The following is an 18,485-nucleotide window of genomic DNA, read 5'->3' on the forward strand; positions in this document are numbered from 1 at the left end:
GGGCTCAAATGAGAAAGCCTCATCGCGACCAAAACCGCTCCTGCGGGTAATCAGGCGGATAACAGAGATTCGAGGGATGGAAACATGAGGTCGCCGACGTGCCTGCTCGCGCTTGTGCTCGCATCGCTGGCGCCCATGCCGAATGCCCAGGCGCAGGCGCCGCGCGAGCGCGTCCTGCTCGACACCGGCTGGCGTTTCCATCGCGGCGACCCGCCCGGCATCGAGGGCAGGCTCGACTACGACGTGCGGCCCGAGACCGGGCGGAACGTCGACGGCAAGGACGCCGATGCGCGCCCGGAGGCCGCCGCGCAGGTGCGGGCGACGCGGCCGGTGCTCAAGCCATGGATCCTGCCCACCGCCAATCCCCTGATCGCCGATCCCGCGCGCCGCCACGTGCGTCCGCCCGGCGATCCCGGCCGCGACGTGAGTTTCGTCCAGGCCGGTTTCGACGACAGCGGCTGGACGCCGGTGAGCTTGCCGCACGATTGGGCCATCGCCGGGCCGTTCCTCGCCGAAGGTCCGTACGGCGGCATGGGCCGGCTGCCGAGCTGGGGCGTGGGCTGGTACCGGCGCACGCTGGACATCCCCGCCGCTGCCGCGGGCCGCTCGGTGTTCCTCGATGTCGGCGGCGCGATGTCGTACGCCACGGTCTGGCTCAACGGCCACCTGGTCGGCGGCTGGCCGTATGGCTACAACGGCTGGCGCCTGGACCTGACGCCGTACGTGAACTTCGGCGGCCGCAACCAGCTGGCGATCCGCCTGGACAACCCGCCGGAATCCGCACGCTGGTATCCCGGTGGCGGCCTGTATCGCGACGTATGGCTGACCACCACGGCGCCGGTGCACGTCGCGCACTGGGGGACCCAGGTCACCACGCCGGAGGCCTCCGCGCAGGCCGCCACCGTCGAGCTGCGCGTGGCGGTCGACAACGACGGCCGCGAGGATGCGCAGGTCTTCGTGGATACCGAGATCTTCGCGCTCGATGCGGACGGCAAGGCGAGCGCCGCGGCCGTCGCGCGCATCCCGCGCGCGCGCCTGGCATTGGCCGCCGGCGAGCGCGGCGCCTACGTGGAGACCGCCACGCGCATCGACAAGCCGCGCCTGTGGGGACCACCGCCGAACCAGCGGCCCAACCGCTATCTCGCCGTCACCACGCTGACCCGCGACGGCCGCGTCGTCGATCGCTACGAGACCCGCTTCGGCATCCGCACGCTCCGGTTCGATGCGCAGCGGGGCTTGATCGTCAACGGCGAGCGCGTGCCGCTGCAGGGCGTGAACATGCACCACGACCTCGGCGCGCTCGGCGCTGCGTTCAACCGGCGCGCCGCGCAGCGCCAGCTGGAGATCCTGCAGCGCATGGGCGCCAACGCGATCCGCATGGCGCACAACCCGCCCGATCCGCAGTTGCTCGAGCTGACCGATGCGATGGGCCTGCTGGTGATCGACGAGGTGTTCGACAGCTGGGAGCGCCGCAAGACGCCGCTGGATTTCCACCTGGTCTTCCCCGACTGGCACGAGCCCGACCTGCGCGCGATGGTGCGCCGCGACCGCAACCATCCTTCCGTGGTCGCCTGGAGCGTGGGCAACGAGGTCGGCGAGCAGTACACCGGCGAGGCCGGCGCGGCGATCGGCCGGCGCCTGGGCGCGATCGCGCGCGAGGAGGACCCGACCCGGCCGACCACCGCCTCGATGAACTGGGCCAAGCCGGACATGCCGTTCGCCGCCGCGTTCGACCTGGTCAGCCTCAACTACCAGGGCGAGGGCATCCGCCAGGAGCCGGAGTTCGAGGGCACCGACCGCATCCGCACGCCGCCGCAATACCCTGCCTTCCACAGAGCGTTCCCGGGCAAGGCGATCATCGGCAGCGAGACCGCCTCGGCGCTGAGCAGCCGCGGCGTGTACCTGTTCCCGGTGTCGCCGCTGGCCAGCGCGCCGGTGCGCGATGGCCGCGGCGGCGATCCGGCGAGCCGCCAGGTCAGCGCCTATGAGCTGCACGCGGTGGACTTCGGCTCCACCGCCGACAAGGTGTTCGCCACGCTGGACCGGCACCCGTTCGTGGCGGGCGAGTTCGTCTGGACCGGCTTCGACTACCTGGGCGAACCGACCCCGTACTACAGCGCGCGCAGCTCGTACTCCGGCATCGTCGACCTGGCCGGATTCCCCAAGGATCGCTACTGGCTGTACCAGTCGCGCTGGCGCCCGGATCTGCCGATGGCGCACCTGCTGCCGCACTGGACCTGGCCCGGTCGCGAGGGGCAGGTCACGCCGGTGCACGTGTTCACCTCGGGCGACGAGGCCGAGCTGTTCGTCAACGGCGTCTCGCAGGGACGCAAGAAGAAGGCGCCGTACGAATACCGGTTGCGCTGGGACAAGGTGGTCTACCAGCCCGGCGAATTGCGCGTGCAGGCGTACAGGCACGGCAAGCCGTGGGCGAGCGACAGCGTGCGCACCGCCGGCGCGCCGGCCCGGCTGGCGCTCAGCGTCGACCGCGATGCGATCCAGGGCGACGGCCGCGACCTGGCGTTCGCGACGGTACGCGTCCTGGATGCGCATGGCACGCCGGTGCCGACCGCGAACCTGCGCCTGCGCTTCGACATCGAGGGCGCGGGCGAGATCGTCGCCACCGACAACGGCGATCCGACCGACATGACCCCGTTCCCCTCGCGCGAGCGCGCGGCGTTCGGCGGGCTGGCGCTGGCGATCGTGCGCGGGCGGCCCGGCGCGTCGGGCCCGGCGACGCTGCGCGTGAGCGCCGATGGCGTGCAGGGCGCGGCGGTGCCGGTGGATGTCGTCCGTTGATGTACCTGCCTTGCCGTCGTTCGGCCTGTACGGCGGCGATGGCGGGAGTCCCACGAGGAGAACCGAATGAAACACGTAATCGCATCGATGGTCCTGTTGATCGCCTCGGCCGGCGCGCGAGCCGCGGACGCCGGTTCGCTCAAGCAGGCCTATGCCGACGATTTCCTGGTCGGCACTGCCGTCAACGCGCAGATCGTCTCCGGCGAGGACGCGGCGAGCGCCGCGCTGGTATCGCGCCACTTCAACGCGATCACCGCCGAGAACGTGATGAAGGTCGAGGTGATCCATCCGCGCCCCGACGTCTACGACTTCGCCGCGGCCGACGCGTTCGTCGACTACGGCAAGCGCCAGGGCATGTTCGTGGTCGGCCACACGCTGGTCTGGCACAACCAGACTCCGGACTGGTTCTTCCGGGATGCCGCGGGAAGACCCAACACGCCGCAGGCGCAGCTGCAGCGCATGCGCGACTACATCGCCAAGGTCGCCGGCCGCTATGCCGGGCGGGTCGATGCATGGGACGTGGTCAACGAGATCATGGACGAGGACGGCAAGTACCGCGACACCGTCTGGACCCGCAGCGTGGGCGACGGCGACACCGTGGTGCGCACCGCCTTCGAGGCCGCCGCGCGCGCCGCGCCCGGTACCGAGCTCTACTACAACGACTTCAACGCCTGGCGTCCGGCCAAGCGCGACGGCATCGTGCGCATGGTGAAGATGCTGCAGGCCGCCGGCATCCGCATCGACGGCATCGGCATGCAGGGCCATTGGGGCCTGGACTACCCGAGCCTGCAGGACATCGAGGCCGCCATCGACGCCTACGCCGCGCTGGGCGTCAAGGTGATGATCACCGAGCTGGACATCGACGTGCTGCCGCTGACCCGCGAGGGCCAGGTCGTCGGCACGGTGATGGAACACCCGCAGTTCCAGCTGCCGGAGTTCAAGCGCTATCTCGATCCATGGCCGCGCGGCCTGCCCGACGACGTGCAGCGGCAGCTGGCGCGGCGCTACGCCGAGCTGTTCGCGCTGTTCCATCGCAAGCGCGACGCGATCGCGCGCGTCAGCGTCTGGGGCGTGCACGACGGCATGTCGTGGAAGAACGACTATCCGGTGCCGGGCCGCACCAACTATCCGCTGCTGTTCGACCGGCAACGCCAACCCAAGCCCGCGCTGGAAGCCGTGCTCGCCGTGCCGCAGGGCGGAGGCCGATAGCACGTCCCGGTTCCTCTCCCGCAGGCGGGAGAGGGAGCGCGCGCAAAGCAGGCGAGGGTGGGGCAGGCTTCTCCTGCAGCACCCACCCACATCGCGAACAGAGGCTCAGCCCACCCACCGGATGGCATCATTGCCCCCTCGCAACCACGGACCCCGACGATGCGTACGTTGCCCCGCCTCCTGCTGGCCGTTTCCTTCCTGGCGCTGGCCGCCTGCGCGCAGGCCGACACGCCGGCGGCGCCTGCCGCCGCGCTCGGCCGCCTGACCACGTTCGATCCTGCCTTCCGCGATGCGGTCGCGCCCGATGCGCGCATCGAGAAGCTGGCCGAAGGCTTCACCTGGTCCGAAGGCCCGGCCTGGGTCCGCAAGGGCGGCTACCTGCTGTTCACCGACGTGCCCGAGAACAAGCTCTACCGCTGGTCGCAGCGCGACGGCCTGTCGGTGTTCCTGTCGCCGTCCGGCTACACCGGTCCCGAGCTGGACACCCTGCGCGAACCCGGCGCCAACGGCCTGTATCCCGAGCCCGACGGCGGCGTGCTGCTGGCCGACTCCGGCAGCCGCAGCCTCGCCCGCCTCGATCCGGCCACCAAGCGCAAGACGGTGCTGGCGAGCCGGTTCCAGGGCAAGCGCTTCAACAGCCCCAACGACGTGGTCCGCCGCCGCGACGGCGTGGCGTTCTTCACCGATCCGCCCTATGGCCTGAAGGACGGGAACGAATCCAAGGCCAAGCAACTGCCGTTCAACGGCGTCTACCGCCTCGACGGGGACGGCAGCGTGCATCTGCTGGACGACAGCCTGACCTACCCGAACGGCATCGCGCTCTCGCCCGACGAACGCACCCTGTACGTCTCCAACTCCGATCCGGCACGCCCGATCTGGATGGCCTACACGCTCGATGCCAAGGGTGGGGTCGTCTCCAGGCGCGTGTTCGCCGACGCCTCGGACCTGGCCGGCAAGGACGTGCCCGGGTTGCCCGACGGCATGGCCGTGGCGAGCGACGGCCGCCTGTTCGCCACCGGTCCCGGCGGCGTGATCGTGTTCGGCCCGGACGGCAAGCGCCTCGGCCGCATCGAGACCGGCGGCGCGATCTCCAACTGCGCCTTCGGCGACGACGGCCATTCGCTCTACATGACCTCCGGCGCGTTCCTCGCCCGCGTGCGGGTACTCGCCACCGGCCTGGGGTTCGGCACCGACTGATCTGTAGACCGGTACATGCCGGCGACGCGATAGCATGGACGGCATCGCATCGCCGCTGGAGCCTGCCTTGTTCTCGTTCTCCGATCCCGACGCCGTCGCCCGCTATGCCGAGGGCCCCACCCGCCAGGTGCCGGGGCTGGATGCCCTGCACCGGATGACGACCCTGCTGCTGGCCGAGCGCGTACCCGACGACGGCCACGTCCTGGTGCTCGGCGCCGGAGGCGGGCTGGAACTGAAGGCCTTTGCGCAGGCGCGGCCGGGCTGGCGCCTGCTGGGCGTGGACCCGTCCGCGGAGATGCTGCAATTGGCACGGGCCACGCTGGGCCCGCTCGCCGGGCATGCGGAACTGCTCGAAGGCCATATCGACGATGCCCCGCACGACCTGTTCGACGGCGCGACCTGCCTGCTGACCCTGCACTTCCTGCCGGCGGAGCAGCGGTTGCACACGCTCGTCGAGTTGAAACGACGGCTCAAGCCTGGCGCACCGCTGGTCCTCGCGCACCACAGCTTCCCCCAGTCCGGTCCGGACAAGACGCGCTGGCTGGAACGCTATGCCGCCTTCGCGGTCGCCTCCGGCATCCCCGCCTCCAACGCCAGGGCGGCGATCGAGGCCATGGGCGCGCGCCTGCCGCTGCTGTCGCCCGAGCAGGAGGTCGCGTTGCTGCAGCAGGCGGGTTTTCGCGACGTGGAACTGTTCTACGCCGGCTTCACCTTCAAGGGCTGGGTGGCCTACGTGCCGGGGTGAGCGGCGCGTAGGCCTTCCGCGAGGGTCGCCATCGCGAGCGATGGATCGGGGGCCGTTATCGGCGGTAGCCCATGTCACTCCTGCATCGCACGGCCTCATGGCACCGCGCCATGCCGTTGACCGGCCGCCGTCCGGTGTGGCCCAATCCGTTTTCCTGGTCGACGGCCCGAGGCCGTCCGGAAGAGCGCGTATGTTGGAGCTTGTGACCATCCGATAACCGTATGCCGACCGTTCCGGTCGGCCGGTTATCGATAAGCGAATCCGTGGGCGGGCACGACGTGTCCGTCCGTTTTTGCCTATTCGGATGAGTCCAGCACCCAATGAATATCTCCAGATCGGAGCAGCGGACACTGCACGTGCTCGCCAAGGGCGGCGCCATCGCCCACCATCGAGACGAGGCGGGGCGCGTCGTCGCGGTCGAATGCCGCACCATCGACGGGTACGTCCTCGCGGACTGCACGCTTGCCGTCTTCAAGAAACTCAAGTCCAAGCGCCTCATAAGCTCGGTATCGAGCAAGCCCTACCGCATCAATGCGGCGGGCCTGAGAGCGGTCCGGCCGCAACTCGACAACCGTTGACCATCGCCATCGCGCCGGCGCGATGGTCGTACGCGATCCGCGCTGTCGCCGTGGCCACTATCGAGAGTCCTTTCCATGACATCGAATCATGACACCACCACACAGCCGCACCTTGGCTCGAATCCTGGCGTGAGCATCCGCGACGAGGCGGCAAAGGATGCCGATGCCATCGGCATCCTGACGCGGCTGGCCTTCATGCAAGCGACGCATTCGAGCGGCACCGAGCAGTTCATCGTCGCCGCGCTGAGGCGTGCGGACCGGCTGGCGGTTTCGCTCGTCGCAACCCATGGCCCTGAGCTGATCGGTCATGTCGCAATCTCTCCCGTGGGCCTCTCGACGGGGGAGGCGGACTGGCATGGCCTCGGACCACTATCGGTGCACCCGCGCTGGCAAAGGCAAGGCGTAGGTTCGGCCTTGGTCTGCGCCGCGCTCGACCGGCTGAGACGGCTGAAGAGCCGAGGCTGCGTGGTGCTCGGGGATCCTGGTTACTACGCGCGCTTCGGTTTCAAGACCTGGCCGGACCTTTCGCTGCCCGGCGTACCGGCGCGGTATTTCCAGGCATTGCCGCTCGGGCACGGCATCCCGCGCGGCGAGGTGTCGTACCACGCGGCGTTCTCGGCAACGGAGTAGCCGCCAGCCCGGATGCGGACCGCATGACGCGGTTCGCATCCTTGTTCGACGGCGGCCCGCTGGCCGGGAGCGCGCTTGTGCGCCTGGCCTGCACCGGATTAATCTGGCCTGCTGGCTTGGAGAATCGCTATGCCCAGCACATTGCCCGAGTTGCATGCGGAGTTCGTGGAGAGGGTCCGCCGCGAAGTGGAGCGCGACGACAGGCTGGCCGCATTGTTGGCCGGCGGTTCGTACGTCCACGGCGGCTTCGACGAGCATTCGGACCTGGATTTCGTGGTCCTGGTCGAAGAGGACAAGTACGAGGACGTCATGGCGTCGCGGCGCCGGTTCGCCGAGAAGGTGGGCGGGTTGCTCGCGGCGTTCACCGGCGAGCACGTCGGGGAGCCCAGGCTCCTGATCTGCCTTTACGGCCCGCCGCTGATCCACGTGGACCTGAAATTCGTCACCGCGTCGGACCTGGACCGGCGCGTGGAGCGCCCGGCGGTATTGTTCGCGCGCGATCCGGCCTGGATCGAGGCCCGGCTCGACGCGGCCTCGATCGCGTGGCCCAACGCCTCGCCGGACTGGTTCGAGCAGCGGGCGTGGATATGGCTGCACTACGGAGCGGCCAAGCTGGCCCGCGGCGAACTGTACGAGGCCCTCGGGATGCTCGCGTTCTTCCGCGAACAGGTCCTGGGACCACTGCTGCACCGGCGCGCGGGGTGCCCGCAGCGCGGCGTGCGCCGGATCGAATCGCTCGATGCGCTCCACGCCGGAAGGCTGGCGGAAACGGTGGCGGCCCTCGATGCGGCATCGGTGCGCAACGCCTACATGGCGGCGACGGACATGTACGTGGACCTGCGCCAGGACGCGCCCCCGCGCGAAGCGGTCGGGCAGATGCCGCAAGCGCTGCTGGGCTATCTCGCCAAGATCGCCTGAGCGCCGCCGCGCACGCTGGAACGCCACGCTGCTGTCATCGCGGTCGCCTGCTGCTGTCTCCCGGAAAGGAGACAGCGCCACCGCGGCAGGCGGGTTTCCCGGCGTGGAGTCGTATCGCATCGGCTTCACCCTTGAGGGCCAGGTGGCCTACGCGTCGCATGGACGGAGGCTGTCAGCGGAACAATGGGTCTTCTGCCGACCCTGAAGGGACTGTTGCGCTGCCCTCTCGTCAAGGGCTTCCTGCGAACCGGCACCGGCTCTTGGAGAATAAGTCAACCAGGAACCATTCCTTTCCAGTTGAGTTAATTCATGACCTGCGGCCGCTCCGGCGTAACTGAGCGATCTCGATGCGGAGCTTCTCGATGCCGAGCTCCCGCATCGTCAGCTCAGCGTCACGCAACTTCCCTTCAACATCGTGCAGTTTCCGCTTCCATCGCATGAAACCGAACACGAACAGTCCTGTTGCGAGAACAATGTAGATGAAGCCGATCAGCAAGACATCGAGTCGTCTGAGATATGCAAGTGCTTCTCCAGCTTTCTGATCCATGATCGATTTAGATGCAGCCATGGATTGACGATGCCTCTTAGCTGCTATTTCTAGGATCACTCTCTCATCCTGAGGCGTCCAATGAGGTAGTGCCCAGGCTAATCTGTGCTCGTTGACTTTCCCTTGTTTCAGTGCATCGAGCCGTTGCTCTATGTCTGGAAGGATCATTGCAGACCGGTAGTAGTGCTGCGCCGAGTCCATCTCCTTCTCGATCTGCATTTGGATGGAGATAAGCCAAGCGAAGAACAATAATAATCCCAGAAGCATTCGCAGGCCCCACAAGGCCGAGAACTTATAGAGGTTGTCGGTTGGGGCAGTTGGCATCCAGCTCATGATTGTCGAGATCCTTGTGAAACATCTGACGAATAACGGCAGACGAGGCGAGGGCTTGAGAGGCAAGCATGAAATGCAGGCGTCGCCCTAGCGCGCGAGTTCGCCTGGCTGGCGAAAATGACTTGGCCGGAGAAATCGGAAGGAGCATGTCATCCGTCAACTATCTCTATCATCGGTGCAGAAATAACGGTTCTAGGTTCACTTCTTTCGTAGTCACAGCTCCCGCCCCGACGCAAGCTGGGAGGGCTTCGTAGGCACCGGCCGTCCGCTTCTGGCCGAAAGCAGACAGCCACAAGCAGTTACCCGATCGCCTCCGGCGATACCCGTACTCCAGCTTCCCCGCCTCCCCTCGCATACCGCGTAGGCGTCATCCCCACGTGCCGCGAGAACGCCACGCTGAAGGCGCTGGCGGTGCGATAGCCGGCGCGTTCGGCGATCTCGGCCATGCGGGTGCCGCCGCGGCGCAGCAGGTCCTTGGCCAGGGCCATGCGCCAGGCCAGCAGGTATTCCATCGGCGCCAGGCCCACGGCGCGCTGGAAGCGTTCGAAGAACGCCGAGCGCGACAGCGCGGCTTCCTTCGCCAGCTCGGCCACGGTCCATGGGTGCGCGGGGCGCGCGTGCATCGCGCGCAGCGCGGCGGCGAGGCGGGGATCGGCCAGGGCGCGCACCAGGCCCGGCGAGGCGGCGGTGCCGGCGCCGGAGCGCAGCGCTTCGATCAGCAGCACCTCCAGCAGGTGCGCCAGCACCACTTCGCGCGCGGGGCGCTGTTCGTGCGATTCGTCGCCGACCAGTTCCACCAGGGTGGCCAGGCGACGCTCGTCGCGCACGTGCACCACCTGCGGCAGCAGCGAGACCAGCAGGGCGGCGTCGGGCGAGCCGAAGTGGCAATGGCCGACCAGCATGCGCAGGTCGACCGGGCCGTCGCCATGGCCGATGCGGTAGCGGCCGGCGCCCTGCGTTTGCGGCTGCGTCTCGGTGCCGGGCGGAGGCGGTTGCAGGCTGGTCATCGCCACGCCGTAGGCCGCCGGGACGAGGACGAAGTCGCCCGCCCGAAGCGCGAACGGCGGCTGGCCGTCCACCGCCAGGTGGCAGCCGCCTTCGAGCACCGCGCAGTAGAACGGCTGGCCGGCATCGGAGCGGCGGATCGCCCAGGGGCCGCTGCCGGCGACGGACTTGGAGAAGCGGGCGCTGGGTTGCAGCAGGGTGACCACTTCGGCGAGCGGGTCGGCCATGCCGGACTCCTGCGAAAGGAATATGGACTTTGGATTGTAGTGAGTACGGGCGAAGCGGCCTATCGTGGCTCCCTCGCTTGTCCACCTCACGTAAGGAGCCCCCATGCAAACCGTCCTGATCACCGGCTGTTCCTCCGGCTTCGGCCTGGAGACCGCCCGCCTGTTCCTCGACCGCGGCTGGCAGGTGGTGGCCACGATGCGCACGCCGCGCGAGGACCTGCTGCCGCCGTCCGAGCGCCTGCGGGTGCTCGCGCTCGACGTCACCGATCCGCGCAGCATCGAGCGCGCGGTAGCGGAGGCGGGGACGGTCGATGCGCTGGTCAACAACGCCGGCCTCGGCGCGGCGGCGCCGTTCGAGTGCATGCCGATGGACACGGTGCGCACGCTGTTCGAGACCAACGCTTTCGGCACGATGGCGTTGAGCCAGGCCTTGCTGCCGCAGTTCCGGCGGCGCCGCAGCGGGGCGATCGTCAACGTCACCTCGAGCGTGACGCTGAAGTCGCTGCCGCTGCTGGCCGCGTACCGGGCCAGCAAGGCGGCGGTGAACGCCTTCAGCGAATCGCTGGCGGAGGAGATGGCGCAGTTCGGCGTGCGGGTGCGGCTGGTGCTGCCGGGCCGGGCGCCGGGCACGCGCTTCGGCGAGAACGCGCGGCCGCACATGGCCGGTTTCGACCACGAGGCCTATGCCGGGTTCATGGAGCGCTTCGTCGCCGGGGTTCAGGCCGGCGGGCCGATCACCGAGGCCCGCGACGTGGCCGAGGCGGTGTGGCGCGCGGTGACCGACCCAGCCGCGCCGATGCGCCTGCCGGCCGGCGCCGACGCGCTCGCCTGGGCGGCCGAGGCGGCCTGAGGCCGCCAGGCCGGGCCGGCCGGAGCAGCGGTCGCGGCGGGTTCGGCCGCCGCACGCGCGTCGTCGCGCGCGATGGCGGCAAACTACGCCCATGGCGAAGAACTCCGGCCGGTTCCCCGCGGGGGCGGCACCCGCAAGCGAACCGCGCGCGCTGGGCACGGGCCAGGACCCGCGCCTGCTGCGCCGCCTGCTGCGCGCGAAGGACCGCATGGACGCGGCCTCGCACGAGGACTGGCCGGTGCGGCGGCTGGCGCGGGTGAGCGGGGTGTCCGGGGCGCACTTCGCGCGTTCGTTCAAGGATGCCTTCGGCGTGCCGCCGCACCGCTACCTGCTCACGCGCCGGATCGAGCGGGCCGCGGCGCTGCTGCGCGATACCGGCCTGCCGGTCACCGAGATCGCGTTCCGGACCGGCTGGAAGAGCCTGGGCACGTTCGGCCGCACCTTCCGCGACGTCACCGGCGAAAGCCCGGGCGCACGCCGCGCGCGCGAGCAGGCCGCGACGGCGGCGCTGGCGCAGGTGCCGGCCTGCTATCTCGCCGCCGCGCACCGGCCGGCGCTCATCACCGCAGTTTCGGAGAAGCGGCGGCGCGAGGCGGCCGATAGCATCCCCGCGTCCAAACATACGGAGGTTGCATGAGCCAGGGTGTCGGGGTGGTCGGGTTGTACGTCCGCGACCAGGACGAAGCGCTGCGGTTCTACGTCGACAAGCTCGGGTTCCGGGTCCATACCGATGCGCGCAACGGCGACTACCGCTGGTTGACGGTGCAGCATCCGGAGCAGTCGGGTTTCCAGCTCGGCCTGTTCCTGCCGGGGCCGCCGGTGCACGACGCGGCCACCGCGCAGGCGCTGCACGAGATCGTCGCCAAGGGCGCCATGCCGCCGCTGGTGCTGCTGGTGGACGACTGCCGCGCCGCGCATGCGCGGATGCATGCGCAAGGCGTGGAATTCACCCAGGAACCGCTCGAGCGCTACGGCAGCGTCGATGCCAGCTTCCGCGATCCGTCCGGGAACGGCTGGAAGCTGGTCCAGTCGCGTCCCGGCCAAGGCTGAGCGGCGGAGGGCATCCCGATGCACCGGAACGCTTGGCTCCGGCCGCTGCACCGCTGGCTCGGCCTGCTCTTCACGGCGACGGTGGCCGCCAACTTCGCGGCGATGGCCCTGGGCAAGCCGCCCGCCTGGGTGGTCTACGCGCCGCTGCCGCCGCTGTTCCTGTTGATGTTCAGCGGCCTGTGCCTGTTCGCGCTGCCGTACGCCGCGAGGTGGCGCGGGCGTCGCCGCGCCGGCGCGCGGGCCTGAGCGGGCGGGGGCGCCCGGTCGCCGGACGAGGGCATTGTCGATTTCCGGCGCCCTCGTTCGTCGGAGGGATAAAAACCCTGGGAGTCCGTCCATGAGCCGCACCGCCGTTTCCCCTTCCCCCGAGCTGGACCGCAACTGGCCGCTGGTGGCTGCAGGCGCGCTGATGGGCTGCGTGGCCGTCGGCGTGGTGTTCTCGCTGGCGGTATTGCTGGGACCGATGAGCGCGGCCACCGGCTGGTCGCGCAGCGCCTTGTCGGGCGCCATGACGCTGGCCTTCCTGAGCATGGGCGCGGGCGGGTTCGGCTGGGGGATGTTGAGCGACCGGTTCGGGCCGCGGCCGGTGGTGCTGGCGGGTGCGCTGCTGCTCGGGCTGGCCTGCGTGCTGGCCAGCCGGGCGACCAGCCTGCTGATGTTCCAGTTGAGCTACGGGGTGCTGATGGGCATCGCGGTCGCCAGCTTCTTCACGCCGGTGATCGCGGCCACCGCGGCGTCGTTCGAACGGCGCCGCAACCTGGCGATCTCGCTGGTGTCGGCCGGCGTCGGCGTGGCGCCGATGACGATGTCGCCGCTGGTGGCGTGGCTGGTCGGCCACTACGACTGGCGCACCACGCTGCTGATCGTCGGCGGCGTGGCATGGGCGCTGACGCTGCCCGCGGTCTGGTTCGTGCGCACGGCGCCGGCATCGGCGCCGATGCCGGCGGAAGCGAGCGCGGCCGGCAAGCCGCCGCTCGGGCGGGCGCTGCGCTCGAGGCCGTTCCTGGTGCTGGCCGGCGCGTTCTTCGCTTGCTGCGCGGCGCACTCGGGGCCGATCTTCCACACCGTCAGCTATGCGCTCGGCTGCGGGCTGGCGCTGACCGCGGCGGTCACCATCTACAGCATGGAAGGCGCGGCCGGGCTGGGCGGCCGGCTGCTGTTCGGCCTGCTCGCGGACCGCTTCGGCGCCAAGCCGGTGCTGGTGTCCGGGCTGGTCCTGCAGGGGATCGGCGCGGTGGCGTACCTGGGCGTGAACCAGCTCGAAGGCTTCTATGCGGTAGCGATCGTGTTCGGCATGGCCTACGGCGGCACCATGCCGCTGTATGCCTCGCTGGCGCGCGATGCGTTCGATCCGCGCATCCTGGGTTCGGTGCTGGGCGCGGCGACGCTGCTCTCCAGCTTCGGCATGGCGCTGGGTCCGCTGATCGGCGGCTGGCTGTACGACCGCTACGGCAGCTATGCGTGGATGTACATCGGCTCGATGGCGCTGGGCCTGGCCGCGGCGGCGATCGCGATGGGCTTCCCGAGCGCGAAGCGGCCCGGTCCGGACCTGCGGCCGCTCGCTGCGGATGCGGCATGAGCCTTCGCGTGCGATCGGTCGCTTGCGTGCCGTCGCCTTGTTCGTTGGGCATGGCCGGGAAGGCCTGTCGGGACTGAAGTCCCTCCCACAGGAGTACCTGGGGGCCGTTCTTGTCTCCTTGCGGAGGGAATGCCGCCGATGTGTCCCGGCGATGATCGCTGCATCCGCCAATGCCGCAGATGCGACTGGCAGAGCGTCTGCGAAGCGCGCATTGCGCGATGCCGGTCCGTTGTGGGAGGGACTTCAGTCCTGGCGAGGCCTTGCCGATGCTGCGGAAGGATCACGTAATGGCAGCGATGAAGGCTTGGGCCTGTTCTGCGCTGTCGTTGTTCCTTGTGGGAGGGACTTCAGTCCCGACGGTCCTTGCGGATGCTGTTGAAGGACCAAGCGGCGATGGTCGAAGGCTTTGGCCTGCTTTGCATCGTCGTTGTTTCTTTCGCTGGGCATGATCGGGAAAGCCCGTCGGGACTGAAGTCCTCCTACAGGGCTACGGAGAATCCCTTGATCGCTGGCCTCATTCTCCGGATCGAACGTCGATATGCCGTGCGATGGCCATCGGCTCCACCAGCGCGGCATACGCGACCTGCAGGGCATCGACGAAGCGCGCATCGCCCGATACCGGTCCGAACACCGCATCCAAGGCCATGAACGCCTCGACGTCGTGCGCGGCATCGCCGGTGGCGCTTCGTGCGATCCGGCCCAGGGCCTCGGCAAGCGGGTCGACCAGCGCCACGCCGTTGTGCACCTGCCGTCGCACGAACTGCATCCATGCGGCGACCGGCAGGCACAGTCGATCGATGCGATGGCCGATCGCCAGGGCGTCGTGCAGGGTGGCGAGGATCCGTACCGGCAGCTTCTGCGAGCCGTCCCAGGCGATCTGCGAGAGCAGGTGGCGGATCGCCGGGTTGCGGAAGCGCGCGAGGATGGCGCCGGCATAGGCCTGCGGATCGAAACCCGGCATCGCCGGCAGCGTGGGCGCGATGTCCTTGCGCATCAGCGTTTCGACGAAGGCGGACAGCTGCGGGTGGCGCATCGCGTCGGCGACGGTTTCCAGCCCGAGCAGCGAGCCGAGGTAGGCCAGCGTCGAGTGCGGGCCGTTGAGCAGGCGCAGCTTGGCGCGGTCGTAGCCGGCGATGTCGCCGCTCAGGACCACGCCGGCGCGTTCCAGTGCCGGGCGGCCGTTGCAGAACGCGTCCTCGACCACCCATTGCGTGTAGGTCTCGCGCTGGACCGGCCAGGCATCGCGCATGCCGAGCTGCGCCGATACCCGCTCGCGCAGGGCGTCGTCGCTGGCCGGGGTGATGCTGTCCACCATCGAACGCGGGAACGTGGCCTCGGCCTCGATCCAGGCCGCCAGCGCCGGGTCGATGCGTTGCGCGTACTGCAGCGTGGCGCGACGCAGCTTGCCGCCGTTGTCGGGGAGGTTGTCGCAGCTGAGCACGGTATAGGGTTTGAGGCCCAGGCGTTGGCGCGTGCGCAGGCCGGCGACGAGATGACCGATGGCGCTGCGCGGCGTATCCGGCGCGGCGAGGTCGTGGACGATGTCGGGATGGGCGACATCCAGGCTGTCGCCGGCCAGGCAGTAGCCCTTCTCGGTAATGGTCAGCGTGACCAGGCGTACGCCGGGATCGGCCAGCCGCGCCAGCACCGCGGCCTGTTCGTCGCGCGCGCACAGCACTTCGCGGATCGCGCCGATGACGCGCAGCGACGTGTGCTCGCCGAGCAGCGCCAGGGTGTAGAGGCCATCCTGCGGACGCAACGCATCGCGCACCTCGGTGCTGTGCAGCGAGACTGCGCTGATCGCCCAGTCGGGCTCGTCGGCCAGCAGCGTGTCGATGTACGCGGCCTGGTGCGCGCGATGGAACGCGCCTGGGCCGAAGTGGACGATGCCGATGCGGGTGGCGGTGCGGTCGTAGGCGGGCGCGGCGACACCCGGCGGCAACGCCGCGAGCGTGGCATCGGAGAGACGGGGCAGGTCGGTCATCGCGGATACGGACAGTTCGCGGAGGAAGAATGCCCCTCTCCCGCTTGCGGGAGAGGGGTTGGGATGAGGGCGGCGCGGTGCCTTCATCCGCTCCTTCGGGGCACCTTCTCCCGCTTGCGGGAGAAGGGAACGTGGTCAGTCGTTCTGTATGTCGAAGGTCTTGCTTGCGCGGATGTCCGCGCTGGACGCACCGATCTGGACTTCGTAGCGGCCGGGCTCGACCACGTAGGCACCCGCCTTCTCGTCGTAGCGGCGCAGGTCCTTCGCGGGGCTCAGTTCGAAGACGACCTGCCTGGCCTCGCCCGGTTGCAGGCGCACGCGCTGGATGCCGCGCAGGTTCTTCAAGGCCTGGCCGGGCGCGGGCGATAGCGGGCGCAGGTACAGCTGCACCACCTCGTCGCCGGCGCGCGTGCCGGTGTTGCGCACTTCGACGCTGGCCTTCACGGTGCCGTCCTTCGCCACGCTTGTGCGGTCCAGCTTCAGTCCGGCGTAGCCGAACGTCGTGTACGACAGCCCATGGCCGAACGGATACAGCGGTTCGCCGCCGAAGTAGCGGTAGGTGCGATTGGCCATCGCATAGTCGTCGAACGCCGGCAGCTTCTCGTCGGCCTTGTAGAAGGTCACCGGCAACCGCCCGGACGGGTTGGCGTCGCCGAACAGCACGTCGGCGACCGCGCTGCCGCCGCGCTGGCCGGGGTACCAGGCCACCAGGATGCCCGGCAGGTTGGCCTTGGCCCAGTCCACGCCCAGCGCCGAACCGGTGGTCAGCACCAGCACTACCGGCTTGCCGGTGGCGTGCACCGCTTCCAGCAGTTTCTGCTGGGTGGCGGGCAGGCGGATGTCGGTGCGGTCGCCGCCGGCGAAGCCGGGATAGTTGACCGTCATCTCCTCGCCCTCGACGTCGCCGGTGAGGCCGCCGACGAAGACCACCACGTCGGACTTGCGCGCCGCCTCCACCGCTTCCTCGAGCGGCGGCTTGGCGCCGGGCAGGTCCCAGGCCAGGCGCACGCCGGCGTCGCGCTCGCCTTCGTAGTACTCCAGCTTGATCTCGTAGCTGCGCCCGGCCTGCAGCGCGACCTGCACGCTGTCGGCGCGCAGGCGTTCGTTGTCGCTCCAGTGGTCCAGCAGGAGCTTGCCGTCCAGGTACAGGCGGAAGCCGTCGTTGGCGGCGGCCTCGAGCCGGTAGTCGCCGGTTACCGGCGGCAGCAGCTGGCCGCTCCAGCGGATGCTGAAGCCGTCGCTGGGCAGCGCCTGCTCCTCGCTGGCCTCGCCGCGCGCCATCAGCGTGTCGGTCGGCGAGCCGCGGTCCCAGCGGAACGCGATCTGCGGATCGACCCGCACCAGCGCCGGGGTGCCGGACAGGTCGCGGCTGCGGAAGTACTCGCCGCGCAGGCCGCGCTCGCTCGAACCCGCCGCGGGCCGCAGGTACTGCGGCTCGATCAGCGGCGTGGCGGCCGGGTCGTCGCGGCCCTCGACCAGGTCGGTGCCGCGCGCGTACAGCACCTGCGCCTGCGGCGCCGCCTCGCGGATGCCCTGCAGGATCGTCACCGGCGCGGCCGGGGTGCCGAAGTAGTTGCCCAGCAGCGCCATGGTGTCGTCGGCGGTGGGCCCGACCACGGCGATGCGCTGGGTGGTGCGCGACAGCGGCAGCACGCCGTCGTTCTTCAGCAGCACGATCGATTCCTGCGCGACCTTGCGCGCCAGCGCGTCGTGCCGAGGCGACTGGTTCACCGAATACGGGATCCGCGTCCAGGGCACGTCCTGCGGCGGGTCGAACATGCCCAGGCGCATGCGCGCGGCGAACAGCTGCGTCACCGCCTTGTCGACCTCGATCTCGTCGAGCAGGCCCTTGCGCACGGCCACCGGGATCGACGGCGCGTAGGTGTTGCCGCAGTCGAGCTGGGTGCCGTTCTTCACCGCCAGCGCGGCGGCCTCCTCTGGCGTGGCGACGATCTTGTGGTTCTTCCAGATGTCCACGATCGCCCAGCAGTCGGAGACGACGTAGCCCTTGAAGCCCCAGCGATCGCGCAGCACGTCGCGCAGCAGGAACTTGCTGGCGCTGGCGGACTCGCCGTAGACGCGGTTGTAGGCGCCCATCACCGCATCGACGTCGCCGTCCTTCACCAGCGCCTCGAACGCGGGCAGGTAGGTGTCGTAGAGGTCGCGCCTGGACGGGTGCACGTCGAAGTGGTGGCGGTCGGCCTCCGGGCCGCTGTGCACGGCGAAGTGCTTGGCGGTGGCGTCGAGCTTGCGGTACTTGGGGTCGTCGCCCTGCAGGCCGCGCACGAACGCCACGCCCAGCTGCGAGGTGAGATACGGATCCTCGCCGTAGGTCTCCTGGCCGCGGCCCCAGCGCGGGTCGCGGAAGATGTTGATGTTGGGCGACCAGAAGGTCAGGCCCTGGTAGCGGCCGCGCTTGCCCTCGGCGGCGAAGCGCGCGTGCTTGGCGCGCGCCTCGTCGCTGATCGCGTCGGCCACCTGGCCGACCAGCGGCACGTCGAAGGTCGCGGCCATGCCGATCGCCTGCGGGAACACGGTCGCGCCGCCGGCGCGGGCGACGCCGTGCAGCGCCTCGTTCCACCAGTCGTAGGCCGGCACGCCCAGGCGCTCGATCGCCGGCGCGGCGTTCTGCATCTGCGCGGCCTTTTCCTCCAGCGTCATGCGCGAGACCAGCGCCGCGGCGCGGTCCTCGAAGCTGCGCTGGGTATCGAGCCAGGGCGCGGCCTCGTCCGCCACCGCCGGTCCCAGCGGAAGCAGGGCCAGCAGGGCGAGGGCACAGCATTGTCCGAGCCTGGTGCGTCGCGTGCGGTGGGTGGTCATCGGTCTTTCCTTGT

General features: G+C 69.7%; 16 protein-coding genes. 12 read left to right on the forward strand and 4 right to left on the reverse strand.

What is annotated here, in order from left to right:
* The first annotated feature begins 84 nt into the window (after window positions 1-84).
* From galB to FD678_RS19805, 7 genes are all read left to right on the forward strand, one after another.
* Window positions 85-2,799, forward strand: coding sequence for a beta-galactosidase GalB (gene galB / locus FD678_RS19775; RefSeq protein WP_140727965.1), 2,715 nt, complete (start codon window positions 85-87; stop codon window positions 2,797-2,799).
* A gap of 66 nt (window positions 2,800-2,865) precedes the next feature.
* A complete protein-coding gene (locus FD678_RS19780) occupies window positions 2,866-4,008 on the forward strand; it encodes an endo-1,4-beta-xylanase (RefSeq protein ID WP_140727966.1) in 1,143 nt (380 codons plus the stop codon).
* A 159-nt stretch (window positions 4,009-4,167) separates the two neighbouring features.
* On the forward strand, window positions 4,168-5,205 hold the full coding sequence (locus FD678_RS19785; RefSeq protein ID WP_140727967.1) for an SMP-30/gluconolactonase/LRE family protein: 1,038 nt from the start codon (window positions 4,168-4,170) through the stop codon (window positions 5,203-5,205).
* A gap of 34 nt (window positions 5,206-5,239) precedes the next feature.
* The gene (locus tag FD678_RS19790) at window positions 5,240-5,950 is read left to right on the forward strand and encodes a class I SAM-dependent methyltransferase (RefSeq protein WP_372237541.1); all 711 of its coding nucleotides are present in this window, start codon (window positions 5,240-5,242) and stop codon (window positions 5,948-5,950) included.
* Between the two features lie 320 nt (window positions 5,951-6,270).
* Complete coding sequence (locus FD678_RS19795) at window positions 6,271-6,528, forward strand: YjhX family toxin (protein ID WP_140727968.1); 258 nt, start codon at window positions 6,271-6,273, stop codon at window positions 6,526-6,528.
* A 75-nt stretch (window positions 6,529-6,603) separates the two neighbouring features.
* Entirely contained in the window at window positions 6,604-7,158 is a 555-nt protein-coding gene (locus FD678_RS19800) for a GNAT family N-acetyltransferase (RefSeq protein ID WP_140727969.1), read from the forward strand.
* 129 nt (window positions 7,159-7,287) lie between these two features.
* Window positions 7,288-8,076, forward strand: coding sequence for a nucleotidyltransferase domain-containing protein (locus FD678_RS19805; RefSeq protein ID WP_140727970.1), 789 nt, complete (start codon window positions 7,288-7,290; stop codon window positions 8,074-8,076).
* Between the two features lie 307 nt (window positions 8,077-8,383).
* Here FD678_RS19805 and FD678_RS19810 read toward each other — a convergent pair whose 3' ends face one another.
* Window positions 8,384-8,956, reverse strand: coding sequence for a hypothetical protein (locus tag FD678_RS19810; protein ID WP_140727971.1), 573 nt, complete (start codon window positions 8,954-8,956; stop codon window positions 8,384-8,386).
* A 299-nt stretch (window positions 8,957-9,255) separates the two neighbouring features.
* Window positions 9,256-10,188, reverse strand: coding sequence for an AraC family transcriptional regulator (locus tag FD678_RS19815; protein ID WP_140727972.1), 933 nt, complete (start codon window positions 10,186-10,188; stop codon window positions 9,256-9,258).
* Window positions 10,189-10,291: 103 nt separating this feature from the next.
* Between FD678_RS19815 and FD678_RS19820 the strand changes: the two genes are divergently transcribed.
* From FD678_RS19820 to FD678_RS19840, 5 genes are all read left to right on the forward strand, one after another.
* Window positions 10,292-11,038, forward strand: coding sequence for an SDR family oxidoreductase (locus FD678_RS19820; RefSeq protein WP_140727973.1), 747 nt, complete (start codon window positions 10,292-10,294; stop codon window positions 11,036-11,038).
* A 91-nt stretch (window positions 11,039-11,129) separates the two neighbouring features.
* Window positions 11,130-11,675, forward strand: a complete 546-nt coding sequence (locus tag FD678_RS19825; protein WP_140727974.1) for a helix-turn-helix transcriptional regulator — start codon at window positions 11,130-11,132, stop codon at window positions 11,673-11,675.
* Window positions 11,672-12,088, forward strand: a complete 417-nt coding sequence (locus tag FD678_RS19830; protein WP_140727975.1) for a VOC family protein — start codon at window positions 11,672-11,674, stop codon at window positions 12,086-12,088. Before FD678_RS19825 ends, FD678_RS19830 begins: the two co-directional genes overlap by 4 nt.
* 18 nt (window positions 12,089-12,106) lie before the next feature.
* The gene (locus FD678_RS19835; protein ID WP_140727976.1) at window positions 12,107-12,334 is read left to right on the forward strand and encodes a hypothetical protein; all 228 of its coding nucleotides are present in this window, start codon (window positions 12,107-12,109) and stop codon (window positions 12,332-12,334) included.
* A gap of 91 nt (window positions 12,335-12,425) precedes the next feature.
* Window positions 12,426-13,667, forward strand: a complete 1,242-nt coding sequence (locus FD678_RS19840; RefSeq protein ID WP_140727977.1) for an MFS transporter — start codon at window positions 12,426-12,428, stop codon at window positions 13,665-13,667.
* Window positions 13,668-14,181: 514 nt separating this feature from the next.
* On the opposite strand, the gene FD678_RS19845 is transcribed toward FD678_RS19840, so the two are convergent.
* Together FD678_RS19845 and FD678_RS19850 are read right to left on the reverse strand one after the other, a co-directional pair.
* Window positions 14,182-15,651, reverse strand: coding sequence for a mannitol dehydrogenase family protein (locus tag FD678_RS19845; RefSeq protein ID WP_140727978.1), 1,470 nt, complete (start codon window positions 15,649-15,651; stop codon window positions 14,182-14,184).
* A gap of 135 nt (window positions 15,652-15,786) precedes the next feature.
* Complete coding sequence (locus FD678_RS19850) at window positions 15,787-18,471, reverse strand: glycoside hydrolase family 3 protein (protein ID WP_140727979.1); 2,685 nt, start codon at window positions 18,469-18,471, stop codon at window positions 15,787-15,789.
* Window positions 18,472-18,485 lie beyond the last annotated feature (14 nt).

Origin of the sequence: Pseudomonas sp. Hp2 (assembly GCF_006386585.1) — a bacterium.
Taxonomy (GTDB): Bacteria; Pseudomonadota; Gammaproteobacteria; order Xanthomonadales; family Xanthomonadaceae; genus Pseudomonas_S; species Pseudomonas_S boreopolis.